General features: G+C 59.5%; 8 protein-coding genes. All 8 read left to right on the top strand.

From position 1 onward, the window contains the following. Window positions 1–177 precede the first annotated feature (177 nt). The 8 genes from mtnA to rpsA all read left to right on the top strand — a co-directional run bounded on the left by mtnA (window position 178) and on the right by rpsA (window position 12,578). Window positions 178–1,254, top strand: a complete 1,077-nt coding sequence (gene mtnA / locus NA647_RS06885; RefSeq protein WP_256048229.1) for an S-methyl-5-thioribose-1-phosphate isomerase — start codon at window positions 178–180, stop codon at window positions 1,252–1,254. A 195-nt stretch (window positions 1,255–1,449) separates the two neighbouring features. Continuing rightward, window positions 1,450–4,257 (top strand): DNA gyrase subunit A, encoded by a 2,808-nt coding sequence (gene gyrA, locus NA647_RS06890; RefSeq protein WP_256056991.1) that lies wholly within the window; start codon window positions 1,450–1,452, stop codon window positions 4,255–4,257. 141 nt (window positions 4,258–4,398) lie between these two features. Beyond that, entirely contained in the window at window positions 4,399–5,484 is a 1,086-nt protein-coding gene (gene serC, locus NA647_RS06895; protein ID WP_256056992.1) for a 3-phosphoserine/phosphohydroxythreonine transaminase, read from the top strand. Further along, a complete protein-coding gene (gene pheA / locus NA647_RS06900; protein ID WP_256056993.1) occupies window positions 5,484–6,581 on the top strand; it encodes a prephenate dehydratase in 1,098 nt (365 codons plus the stop codon). Before serC ends, pheA begins: the two co-directional genes overlap by 1 nt. A gap of 105 nt (window positions 6,582–6,686) precedes the next feature. Then, complete coding sequence (hisC, locus tag NA647_RS06905; protein ID WP_256056994.1) at window positions 6,687–7,796, top strand: histidinol-phosphate transaminase; 1,110 nt, start codon at window positions 6,687–6,689, stop codon at window positions 7,794–7,796. A 14-nt stretch (window positions 7,797–7,810) separates the two neighbouring features. Then, on the top strand, window positions 7,811–10,042 hold the full coding sequence (locus tag NA647_RS06910) for a bifunctional prephenate dehydrogenase/3-phosphoshikimate 1-carboxyvinyltransferase (protein WP_256057078.1): 2,232 nt from the start codon (window positions 7,811–7,813) through the stop codon (window positions 10,040–10,042). Beyond that, entirely contained in the window at window positions 10,039–10,722 is a 684-nt protein-coding gene (cmk, locus tag NA647_RS06915; protein ID WP_256056995.1) for a (d)CMP kinase, read from the top strand. Before NA647_RS06910 ends, cmk begins: the two co-directional genes overlap by 4 nt. A gap of 170 nt (window positions 10,723–10,892) precedes the next feature. Next, window positions 10,893–12,578 (top strand): 30S ribosomal protein S1, encoded by a 1,686-nt coding sequence (gene rpsA / locus NA647_RS06920; RefSeq protein ID WP_131648523.1) that lies wholly within the window; start codon window positions 10,893–10,895, stop codon window positions 12,576–12,578. Window positions 12,579–12,656 lie beyond the last annotated feature (78 nt).

A 12,656-nucleotide genomic window follows, 5' to 3' on the forward strand; every position in this document is an offset into this window, starting at 1 on the left:
GATTAGGATTCGCGCCCGGGTATGAGTGCGAGCGCGAATGACGCTGCATATTCATGCCGAATGTTGAAGCCCGGCTCGAAGATGACCGGGCTTTTTCATGCGCCGGCTCGTAGCCATGAGCGGGCCGGTTCTGTCCCTGGTTATCCAGGGTGCCAGTCAAGAACAGAGAGGATTGCCATGCGCGAACGCTTGTTGGCCGCGGAAAAAGTGAAGGCTATCGAGTGGCAGGACGGGCAGTTGCGTTTGCTCGACCAGCGCAAACTGCCGCTGGAAGAGCTATGGCACACCTATGATTCTGCTGCGGCTGTCGCCAAGGCTATCCGTGAGATGGTCGTGCGCGGCGCGCCAGCGATTGGGATCAGCGCGGCGTATGGACTGGTTCTGGGACTCAGGGCGCGGCTCGCCGAGGGAGGTGACTGGCGCGCGGCGTTGGAGGCAGACTTCGAGGTGCTTGCCGACTCCCGTCCGACCGCCGTCAATCTGTTCTGGGCATTGAATCAGATGCGCGAACGGCTCGGCCGTCTGAAACCGGGCGAAGACCCGTTGACAGCGGCCGAGGCCCAGGCGACCTCCATTCACGACAGCGACCGCGAAGCCAATCTCACCATGGCGCAGTTCGGGGTCGACCTGATCCGCAAGCATCAAGGTAATCCGCAAAACCTGCTCACCCACTGTAATACCGGTGCGCTTGCCACCGGTGGTTTCGGCACTGCCCTCGGCGTGATCCGCGCTGCGCATCTGGAAGGGCTTGTCGAGCGTGTTTATGCCGATGAAACCCGTCCCTGGCTGCAGGGTTCGAGGCTGACCGCATGGGAGCTGGCCGGCGAAGGCGTGCCGGTGACGTTGAATGCCGACTCGGCTGCCGCGCACCTAATGAAAACGCGAGGTATCACCTGGGTGATTGTCGGGGCCGACCGGATCACCGCTAATGGCGACGTCGCCAACAAGATCGGTACCTATCAGCTCGCCGTACTTGCCATGCATCACGGGGTGCGGTTCATGGTCGTGGCGCCCAGTTCGACCATCGACATGGAGCTAGAATCTGGCGATGACATTCCCATCGAGGAGCGTGCCGGCAGCGAGTTGCTGGAAGTGAACGGCCAGCGGTTGGCGGCGGAGGTCGAAGCCTTCAACCCGGTATTCGATGTGACCCCGGCGGATCTCATCGATGCCATCGTGACCGAGAAGGGCGTCGTCGAGCGGCCAAGCGCGGCTAAACTCGCGGCCCTGATGAGCCGTAAGCGGTTGCATTAAGGTGCAAGATGACTAAAGCGGCTGGAGGCTAGGGGCGGCACGTTCCTTTGTAGTTGGCGCGTGCCTTTCCCATCGAGAAGCGGCGCGATCGAGCGCTTTCTTCGTTACGCCTCCAGCCTCCAGCGACCTCCCGCCTTGTGATACCATCCCGCGCTTAATCGCAGGACCCTGCTGACTATAAGGAACCAGGCTTCCATGGGCGAACTGGCCAAAGAAATCCTCCCGGTCAATATCGAAGACGAACTCAAACAGTCCTACCTCGACTACGCCATGAGTGTAATCGTCGGTCGTGCGCTGCCGGATGCGCGCGACGGACTGAAGCCCGTGCATCGCCGTGTGCTTTTTGCCATGAGTGAGCTGGGTAACGACTGGAATAAACCGTACAAAAAATCCGCCCGTGTGGTCGGTGACGTCATTGGTAAATATCACCCTCACGGTGATTCTGCTGTCTATGACACCATCGTGCGGATGGCGCAGCCATTCTCGCTGCGCTACCTGCTGGTCGATGGCCAGGGCAACTTCGGTTCGGTCGATGGCGACAGCGCCGCGGCCATGCGATACACCGAAGTGCGCATGGCCAAGCTGGCCCATGAGCTGCTGGCCGATCTGCACAAGGAAACTGTCGACTGGGTGCCGAACTACGACGGCACCGAACAGATCCCTGCAGTCATGCCGACCAAGATCCCGAACCTGCTGGTCAACGGCTCCAGCGGTATCGCGGTGGGCATGGCGACCAACATTCCTCCCCATAACCTGGGCGAAGTGATCGATGGCTGTCTGGCGCTGATCGCCAATCCGGATATCACTATCGATGAGCTGATGACCCATATCCCCGGTCCGGATTTCCCGACCGCAGGTATCATCAATGGCCGTGCTGGGGTCATCGAGGCTTATCGCACCGGCCGCGGTCGCATCTATATGCGTGCCCGCTCGACCATCGAAGACATCGACAAGGTTGGTGGTCGTCAACAGATCGTCATTACCGAGCTGCCTTATCAGCTGAACAAGGCGCGTCTGATTGAGAAGATCGCCGAGCTGGTAAAGGAGAAGAAGCTCGAAGGCATCACTGAGCTGCGCGACGAGTCCGACAAGGACGGTATGCGCGTAGTGATCGAGCTGCGCCGCGGCGAAGTGCCGGAAGTCATCCTCAACAATCTCTATGCTCAGACGCAGCTGCAGAGCGTGTTCGGTATCAACGTGGTGGCGCTGGTCGATGGTCAGCCGCGCACCTTGAATCTCAAGGAGCTGCTGGAAGCCTTCGTACGCCACCGTCGCGAAGTGGTCACCCGCCGCACGGTATTCGAACTGCGCAAGGCGCGCGAACGCGGTCATATTCTCGAAGGTCAGGCGGTCGCGCTTTCCAATATCGACCCGGTCATCGCGCTGATCAAAGCCTCGCCGACGCCGGCCGAAGCCAAGGAAGCGCTGATCGCTACCGCCTGGGAATCCAGTGCGGTGGAAGCCATGGTCGAGCGCGCCGGAGCCGATGCCTGCCGCCCGGAAGACCTCGATCCGCAATTCGGGCTGCGCGATGGCCGTTACTACCTGTCGCCGGAGCAGGCGCAGGCCATCCTTGACCTGCGCTTGCATCGCCTGACGGGACTCGAGCACGAGAAGCTGCTCAGCGAATATCAGGAAATTCTCACCCAGATCGGCGAGCTGATCCGCATCCTGACCAGCCCGGTGCGGCTGATGGAAGTCATCTGCGAGGAATTGGAAGGTGTTAAGGCCGAGTTCGGCGATGCGCGTCGAACCGAGATTCTCGAAGCGCGTTTGGATCTGACGCTGGCCGACCTGATCACCGAAGAAGAACGTGTCGTCACGATTTCCCATGGCGGCTACGCCAAGTCCCAGCCGCTGGCTGCCTATCAGGCGCAGCGCCGGGGCGGTCGCGGCAAGGCGGCAACTGGGGTCAAGGAAGAGGATTACGTCGAGCATTTGCTCGTCGCCAACAGCCACACCACGCTGCTGCTGTTCTCCAGCAAGGGCAAGGTGTACTGGCTCAAGACCTACGAGATTCCCGAGGCCTCACGCACTTCGCGCGGTCGTCCGCTGGTGAACCTGCTACCGCTTTCCGAAGGCGAGCACATCACCGCGATGCTGCAGGTCGACATCGAAGCAGCGCGCCAGCAGCAACTGAACGGCGATGAAGATATCGAAGACGCTGAAATCATCAGCGAAAGCGATGAAGTGGAAGAGTCGCTCGACGGTGAGGACGCCGACGAGTCGGTGGACGAGCCGACCGGTACCTACATCTTTATGGCGACCGCCAAGGGCACCGTCAAAAAGACTCCGCTTTCGCAATTCAGTCGTCCACGCAGCGTTGGCCTGATCGCGCTCGGCCTGGAGGAGGGCGACACGCTGATCGCCGCTGCGGTTACCGATGGTGCGCGCGAAGTGATGCTGTTCTCCGATGGCGGCAAGGTGATTCGCTTCAAAGAGAAACACGTTCGCACCATGGGCCGTACCGCCCGCGGCGTTCGTGGCATGCGTCTACCGGAAGGCCAGCGTCTGATTTCCATGCTGATTCCCGAGCCCGATGCGCAGATCCTCACCGCGAGCCTCAATGGCTACGGCAAGCGCACGGTGATCGACGAGTTCCCGCGTCGCGGTCGCGGTGGTCAGGGTGTTATCGCCATGGTGACCAATGAACGCAACGGTCCGCTGGTCGGTGCCGTTCAGGTGCAGCAGGGCGAGGAAATCATGCTGATTTCCGATCAGGGCACATTGGTGCGTACGCGTGTCGATGAGGTTTCATCGCTGGGGCGCAATACCCAGGGTGTAACGTTGATCAAGCTGGGTAAGAACGAGCACCTGGTTGGTCTCGAAAGGGTTCAGGAACCATCCGAAGAAGATGTCCTGGAAGATATCGAGGCGGTTCTTGATGACGAGGCGCTGGATAAGGAAATGCCTGTCGTCAGCACCGAGCCCAGCGAGGACGAGCTGCTTGGTGGGGGCGGGGACGTTCCTCCGGATGTAGTGCCTACCGACGACGAAAACTGATTCGGCAGATGCGGCGCCCAAGGGCGTCGCGCGTATCGATCGGCAACCCGCTACGGGTGAAGAAATTGCAAGCGCTGGACCTGAGCGCCTCGGCGACGGGCGGAGCGAGCATGGTATCGACCGTTTTTTGAGAGAACGAAGATGAGCAAACGCGCCTTTAATTTCTGTGCCGGTCCGGCCTCGCTTCCCGAAGCCGTGCTGCAGCGCGCCCAGGCTGAACTCCTTGACTGGCAGGGCCGAGGCCTGTCGGTAATGGAAATGAGCCACCGCAGCGACGAATACACGGCCATCGCCGAGAAGGCTGAGCAGGATCTGCGCGATTTGCTGAACATTCCCACCAACTACAAGGTGTTGTTCCTGCAGGGTGGCGCCAGCCAGCAATTCGCTGAAATCCCGTTAAATCTGTTGCCAGAAGACGGCGTCGCCGATTACATCGATACGGGTATCTGGTCGCGCAAAGGCATCGAAGAGGCTAGACGTTTCGGTCATATCAATGTCGCTGCCAGCGCCAAACCCTACGACTATTTCGCGATTCCAGGGCAGAACGAGTGGGCGCTCAGCGACAACGCGGCCTATCTGCATTACGCCAGTAATGAAACCATCGGCGGACTGCAGTTCGACTGGACGCCCGAACTGGGCGACACGCCGTTAGTGGTGGACATGTCTTCGGACATCCTCTCGCGTCCCATCGATGTGTCGAAGTTCGGCCTGATCTATGCCGGGGCGCAGAAAAACATTGGCCCGTCGGGCCTAGTGGTGGTGATCGTTCGCGAGGACTTGCTCGGTCGCGCGCGTTCCAGCTGCCCGACCATGCTCGATTACAAGATCGCAGCTGACAACGGCTCGATGTATAACACGCCAGCGACCTTTTCCTGGTATCTCTCCGGCCTGGTGTTCGAGTGGCTGAAGGAGCAGGGTGGCGTCGAAGCGATGGAGAAGCGCAATCGCGCCAAGAAGGACATGCTTTACGGCGCGATCGATTCCAGCGACTTCTATTCCAACCCGATTGCCAGCAATGCCCGCTCCTGGATGAACGTACCCTTCAGGCTGGCCGATGAGAAACTGGACAAGGCCTTTCTGGCAGGGGCCGATGCGCGCGGCCTGCTCAACCTGAAAGGCCATCGCTCGGTTGGTGGCATGCGTGCCTCCATCTATAACGCGGTCGGGCTGGATGCCGTCGAGGCACTCATCGCCTACATGTGCGAATTCGAGAAGGAGCAGGGCTGATGAGCGATGCCGATCGGCTGAAGGCACTGCGCGTCCGCATCGACAGCCTCGACGAGAGAATCCTCGAGCTGATCAGCGAGCGCGCTCGGTGTGCCCAGGACGTGGCCCGTGTCAAAACGGCTTCGCTGGCGGAAGGCGAGGAGGCGGTTTTCTACCGTCCCGAGCGCGAAGCCTGGGTGCTCAAACACATCATGGAGCTGAACAAGGGTCCGCTGGACAACGAGGAAATGGCGCGCCTGTTTCGCGAAATCATGTCCTCATGCCTAGCGCTGGAGCAGCCGTTGCGGGTCGCTTATCTCGGACCTGAAGGCACCTTCTCACAGGCGGCGGCGCTCAAGCATTTTGGCCACTCGGTGGTTAGCAAGCCCATGGCCGCCATTGATGAGGTCTTCCGCGAGGTGGTCGCCGGTGCGGTGAACTTCGGCGTAGTGCCGGTGGAAAATTCCACCGAAGGCGCCGTCAACCACACGCTGGATAGTTTCCTTGAGCATGACATCGTCATCTGCGGCGAGGTCGAGCTGCGTATTCACCATCACTTGCTGGTGGGTGAGACGACCAAGACCGACCGCATCACGCGCATCTATTCCCATGCGCAGTCGCTGGCGCAATGTCGCAAATGGCTGGATGCCCATTATCCAAGCGTCGAGCGCGTAGCGGTTTCCAGCAATGCCGATGCGGCCAAGCGCGTGAAGAGCGAGTGGAACTCCGCAGCGATCGCCGGTGACATGGCCGCTCAGCTTTACGGTCTGAGCAAGATTGCCGAAAAGATCGAAGACCGTCCGGACAACTCCACGCGCTTCCTGATCATCGGTAGCCAGGAAGTACCGCCTACCGGCGACGACAAGACTTCGATCATCGTCTCCATGCGCAACAAGCCGGGCGCGCTGCATGAGCTGCTGATGCCGTTCCATTCCAACGGCATTGATCTTACGCGGATCGAAACCCGCCCTTCGCGCAGCGGTAAATGGACCTATGTATTCTTCATCGACTGCATCGGCCACCATCAGGACCCGTTGATCAAGGACGTTCTGGAGAAAATCGGTCGTGAAGCGGTGGCGTTGAAGGTGCTGGGGTCGTATCCCAAGGCGGTACTTTAATAAGCAGCTGGAAGCCGGAAGCTGGAAGCCGGAACTTTGGGCAATGCGGATTGCTTCAAGCTTCAAGCTTCAAGCTTCGAGTTTTCAGCTTCAGCGGAGCTGAATATGTCCTGTGATTTCCTCGCCCTGGCACAGCCGGGCGTTCAGAAGCTGTCGCCCTACGTACCCGGTAAGCCCGTGGATGAGCTGGCTCGGGAGCTCAATCTCGATCCGCAGTCGATCATCAAGCTGGCCAGTAATGAAAATCCGCTGGGTCCCAGTCCGAACGTCATCAATGCGATCAGGGCTCAGCTCGACGAATTGACCCGCTATCCCGACGGCAACGGTTTTGTGCTCAAGCAAAAGCTGGCCGAGCGATGCGGCGTCAATATTGACCAGGTCACCCTCGGCAACGGCTCCAACGATATCCTTGAGCTGGTTGCGCGTGCCTACCTCGCGCCCGGGCTCAACGCGGTATTCAGCGAGCACGCCTTTGCGGTCTATCCGATTGCTACCCAGGCCGTCGGTGCACAGGCGAAGGCTGTGCCCGCCAAGCACTGGGGCCACGATCTCGAAGCCATGCTGGCAGCTATCGATGAGAACACCCGCGTCGTGTTCATTGCCAACCCCAATAACCCAACGGGTACCTGGTTCGATGCCGACGCGCTCGGCAGCTTCCTCGCAAGTGTTCCAGCGCACGTTCTGGTCGTTCTGGATGAGGCGTATATCGAATACGCGGAGGGTGGCGAGCTGCCGGATGGGTTGACCTTTCTGGCTTCGCATTCCAACTTGCTGGTGTCCCGCACCTTCTCTAAAGCCTACGGTCTGGCTGCGTTGCGTGTGGGATATGCGATCTGTTCGGCGCGGATTGCCGATGTGCTGAATCGTGTTCGTCAGCCGTTCAACGTCAACAGCCTCGCTCTTGCGGCCGCCTGCGCCGCACTTGACGATACCGAGTATCTGAGCCAGAGCAGGGCATACAATACCGCAGGCATGCAGCAGCTCGAGACGGGGTTCAAGCAGCTGGGACTGGACTGGATACCGTCTAGGGGGAACTTCATCGCGGTTGATTTTGGGCGTGATGCGTCACCGATCAACCAGGCGTTGCTGCGCGATGGTGTCATCGTTCGGCCTATGGCTGGCTATGGAATGCCAACTTTCCTTCGTGTGTCGATCGGAACCGAAGCCGAAAATGCACGATTTCTCGACGTTCTGCGCAAGGCGCTCGGGCGTTGAGTCGCGAAGTTGGAATGGCGAGCGCCGACGTACCGCTGGTGCGTCGTCTGGCTGTGATCGGTCTCGGACTGATTGGTGGCTCGTTCGCCAAAGGGCTGCGTGAGCGTGGGCTGTGTGGTGAGGTGGTGGGCTTCGATCTCGATGCCCGTTCTCGCGAGCTTGCCGTCGAACTTGGTGTGGTGGATCGCTGCGCAGACAGCCTTGCGGACGCTTGCCAGGGCGCGGATGTCATTCAGTTGGCCGTCCCGATCCTGGCGATGGAGCGTCTGCTGGCGGAGCTTGCAATGCTCGATCTCGGAAGTGCGGTGCTTACCGATGTTGGCAGCGCCAAGGGCAATGTGGTGCGTTGTGCTCGTGAGCGATTCGGGCGGATGCCGCCGCGTTTCGTGCCGGGCCATCCGATAGCTGGCTCGGAACAGAGCGGCGTCACCGCTGCCGAAAGCACGCTTTTTCGTCGGCACAAGGTGATCCTCACGCCATTGGAGGACACAGACCCTGCCGCGCTAACACTTGTGGATGGCTTGTGGCGGGCGTTGGGCGCCGATGTTGAACATATGGATATTCAGCATCACGACGAAGTGCTCGCAGCGACCAGCCATCTACCCCACCTGTTGGCGTTTGGTCTGGTGGATTCGTTGGCCAAACGCAACGAAAATCTAGAGATTTTCCGTTATGCGGCAGGTGGGTTTCGTGATTTTACTCGTATAGCAGGTAGTGATCCGGTTATGTGGCACGACATCTTCCTCGCCAATCGCGAGGCCGTGCTGCATACCCTTGATGATTTTCGTGCCGACCTCGATGCGCTACGCGCCGCGGTCGATGAAGGAGACGGGCATATGTTGTTGGGCGTATTCACGCGCGCCAGGGCTGCCCGAGAACATTTCAGCAAAATACTGGCTCGCAGAGCCTATGTGGACGTTATGCATTCCAAAGATCTGATCTTCCTCGCCAATCCTGGCGGCAGCCTTAGCGGCACACTTCGAGTACCAGGCGACAAATCCATTTCCCACCGATCGATCATGCTCGGCTCGCTTGCCGATGGGATCACCGAAGTGGAAGGATTTCTCGAGGGTGAGGATGCCCTTGCGACCATTCAGGCATTCCGCGACATGGGTGTGGTGATCGAGGGGCCGAACCAAGGGCGCGTCACTGTTCATGGTGTTGGCCTGCATGGTTTGAAACCCCCGCCAGGTCCGATCTACCTTGGTAATTCCGGAACCTCGATGCGTCTGCTGTCCGGTTTGTTGGCGGCGCAGCCGTTCGACACCACGCTGACCGGCGATGCCTCTCTGTCCAAGCGCCCGATGAATCGCGTCGCAAAGCCCCTGCGTGATATGGGTGCAGTGATCGAGACGGCCGCCGAGGGGCGTCCGCCGCTAACCATTCGTGGCGGGCAGAAGCTTTCCGGGATGCATTACGAAATGCCGATGGCCAGTGCTCAGGTCAAGTCCTGCCTGTTACTGGCGGGACTGTATGCTGCCGGGCGGACGTCCGTGACCGAGCCAGCCCCTACCCGTGACCATACCGAGCGGATGCTCCAGGGCTTCGGTTATCCGGTTATGGGGGAGGCCTGCACCGCTGCCGTCGAATCGGGCCATAAACTGCACGCCACGCAGATCGAGGTGCCTGCGGACATCTCTTCTGCGGCCTTCTTCATGGTCGCTGCCAGCATTGCGGAAGGTTCGGACGTCACCCTCGAGCACGTGGGGATCAACCCGACGCGTACCGGCGTCATCGACATTCTCAAGCTGATGGGCGCCGATATCGAATTGACCAATCAACGTGAGGTAGGCGGCGAACCGGTTGCGGACATACGGGTACGCGCTGCGCAGCTCAAGGGTATCGAGATACCGGAAAACCTCGTCCCGCTCGCCATCGATGAGTTCCCGGTGCTGTTTGTCGCGGCGGCTTGCGCCGAGGGCCGGACGACTTTGCGTGGTGCCGAAGAATTGCGGGTCAAAGAGTCCGACCGTATCCAGGTAATGGCCGACGGTCTGCAAACGCTCGGCGTGCAGGCTGCACCTACGCCGGATGGGATTATCATCGAAGGCGGCGCTGTCTTCGGTGGTGGTGAGGTCTGGGCGCACGGCGATCATCGAATCGCGATGTCTTTCAGTGTCGCTGCGCTTCGCGCCGGTGCTCCGATACGCATACACGATTGCGCTAACGTCGCCACTTCGTTCCCAAACTTCCTGGCGCTGGCCGAGCGGGCTGGGCTGCGGGTGGCTGTGGAGGGTGATTCATGATCAGACAGGTTCCGGTCATAACCATCGACGGTCCTAGCGGTTCCGGCAAGGGCACGGTGGCGGCGCTGCTGGCTGCAAAGCTGGGATGGAATTTCCTTGATTCCGGTGCGCTTTATCGTCTGCTTGCCTTCGCTGCACGCAACCATGGAGTCGATCTGACCAATGAAGAAGCGCTAAAGCTGCTCGCGGCTCATCTTGACGTCCAGTTCGGCGCAGGGGGTGGCCATGGCATGCAGATCATTCTTGAAGGAGAGGACGTCACCAGCGCGATTCGCAACGAGCAGGTCGGCGCTGGTGCGTCCCAGGTGGCCGCGCTACCGGTCGTTCGAGATGCACTCTTGCAGCGTCAAAAGGCCTTTCGTGAGCCGCCCGGGCTCGTCGCGGATGGGCGAGACATGGGGACCGTGGTGTTTCCGGACGCTCCGCTGAAGATTTTTCTCACCGCCAGTGCCGAGGAAAGGGCACGCCGGCGCTTCCTGCAGTTGAAGGCCAAGGGTGATGATGTTAATCTCGCGAGTCTTCTCGATGAGATAAGGGTGCGCGATGAGCGTGATACCCAACGTGAAGTGGCTCCGCTGAAGCCGGCAGACGATGCGGTACAGCTGGACTCTACTGATCTTTCCATCGAGCAGGTGTTAGGACAGATTCTGAGCGAAGTCGCCAAGCGCGATTTCGCCTGAAGAGCCACCGCCGAGGTGCGGTCCGACGGTTCTTGTTTAGAGAGCTGTTAACAAGGAGGCATGTGGGAGACCAGATCCAGTCCCGCAGGCCTTTTTTTATATGAATGAACCCACGTTATCTGGGGCGTGGAGATAGGGCGGATCCTCGCCCGAAAACAGCAGGAATAAACATGAGCGAAAGCTTTGCAGAACTTTTTGAAGAAAGCCTGAAATCCCTCGACATGCAGCCGGGCGCCATCATCACCGGCATCGTGGTCGACATCGATGGTGACTGGGTCACTGTCCATGCCGGTCTGAAGTCCGAGGGCGTCATCCCGGTCGAGCAGTTCTACAACGAGCAGGGCGAGCTGACCATCAGCGTGGGTGACGAAGTTCACGTGGCGCTGGACGCGGTTGAAGATGGCTTCGGTGAAACCAAGCTGTCCCGCGAGAAAGCCAAGCGTGCCGAGTGCTGGATTGTTCTGGAAGCGGCTTTCGCAGCTGAGGAAGTGGTTAAGGGCGTTATCAACGGTAAGGTTAAGGGCGGCTTCACTGTCGACGTTAACGGCATCCGTGCGTTCCTGCCAGGTTCCTTGGTTGACGTTCGTCCAGTGCGTGATACCACTCACCTGGAAGGCAAGGAACTCGAGTTCAAGGTCATCAAGCTGGACCAGAAGCGCAACAATGTTGTCGTTTCCCGTCGTAGCGTTCTGGAAGCCGAGAACAGCGCCGAGCGTGAAGCTCTGCTGGAATCGTTGCAGGAAGGCCAGCAGGTCAAGGGTATCGTCAAGAACCTCACCGACTACGGCGCGTTCGTGGATCTGGGTGGCGTCGACGGCTTGCTGCACATCACCGATATGGCCTGGAAGCGCATCAAGCATCCGTCCGAGATCGTCAACGTTGGCGACGAGATCGACGTCAAGGTGCTGAAGTTCGATCGCGAGCGTAACCGCGTATCCCTGGGTCTGAAGCAGCTGGGTGAAGACCCATGGGTTGCCATCAAGGCCCGTTACCCGGAAAACACCCGCGTCATGGCCAAGGTCACCAACCTCACCGACTACGGCTGCTTCGCCGAGCTGGAAGAGGGCGTCGAAGGCCTGGTGCACGTGTCCGAAATGGACTGGACCAACAAGAACATCCATCCGTCGAAGGTCGTACAGGTCGGCGACGAAGTGGAAGTCATGGTTCTGGACATCGACGAAGAGCGTCGTCGTATCTCCCTGGGCATCAAGCAGTGCAAGTCCAACCCATGGGAAGACTTCTCTGGCCAGTTCAACAAGGGCGACCGTATCTCCGGCACCATCAAGTCGATCACCGATTTCGGTATCTTCATTGGTCTGGACGGTGGCATCGACGGCCTGGTTCACCTGTCCGACATCTCCTGGAACGAAGCTGGCGAAGAAGCCGTGCGTCGCTTCAAGAAGGGCGACGAGCTGGACACCGTCATCCTGTCGGTCGATCCGGAGCGTGAGCGCATCTCCCTGGGTATCAAGCAGCTGGAAGACGATCCGTTCTCCAACTACGCTGCCGTCAACGACAAGGGCAGCATCGTTCGTGGCACCGTGAAAGAAGTTGATGCCAAAGGCGCCATCATCGATCTGGGCAACGATATCGAAGCAACTCTGAAGGCGTCCGAAATCAGCCGTGACCGCGTTGAAGACGCGCGCAACGTACTGAAGGAAGGCGATGAAGTCGAAGCTAAGATCATCAGCATCGACCGCAAGAGCCGTGTCATCAGCCTGTCCATCAAGTCGAAAGACGTCGAGGACGAGAAGGACGCGATGAAGGAACTGCGTACTAAGCAGGACGTAGAGCCAGCTGCTGGTCCGACCACCATTGGTGATCTGATCCGCGCACAGATGGAAAACCAGAACTAAGTTCTGCAATCCATAGAAAAAGGGCGACTTCGGTCGCCCTTTTTTGTGCTTCGAGTAAGTCGGAGATCGCTTCAAAAC

It is taken from the genome of Stutzerimonas stutzeri (assembly GCF_024448985.1).
Lineage (GTDB): Bacteria > Pseudomonadota > Gammaproteobacteria > Pseudomonadales > Pseudomonadaceae > Stutzerimonas > Stutzerimonas stutzeri_AP.

Coding starts and splice junctions, on each gene's coding strand:
- hisC (WP_256056994.1), top strand. CDS start 6,687: ATGTCCTGTGATTTCCTCGCCCTGGCACAGCCGGGCGTTCAGAAGCTG.
- cmk (WP_256056995.1), top strand. CDS start 10,039: ATGATCAGACAGGTTCCGGTCATAACCATCGACGGTCCTAGCGGTTCC.
- mtnA (WP_256048229.1), top strand. CDS start 178: ATGCGCGAACGCTTGTTGGCCGCGGAAAAAGTGAAGGCTATCGAGTGG.
- rpsA (WP_131648523.1), top strand. CDS start 10,893: ATGAGCGAAAGCTTTGCAGAACTTTTTGAAGAAAGCCTGAAATCCCTC.
- gyrA (WP_256056991.1), top strand. CDS start 1,450: ATGGGCGAACTGGCCAAAGAAATCCTCCCGGTCAATATCGAAGACGAA.
- NA647_RS06910 (WP_256057078.1), top strand. CDS start 7,811: ATGGCGAGCGCCGACGTACCGCTGGTGCGTCGTCTGGCTGTGATCGGT.
- pheA (WP_256056993.1), top strand. CDS start 5,484: ATGAGCGATGCCGATCGGCTGAAGGCACTGCGCGTCCGCATCGACAGC.
- serC (WP_256056992.1), top strand. CDS start 4,399: ATGAGCAAACGCGCCTTTAATTTCTGTGCCGGTCCGGCCTCGCTTCCC.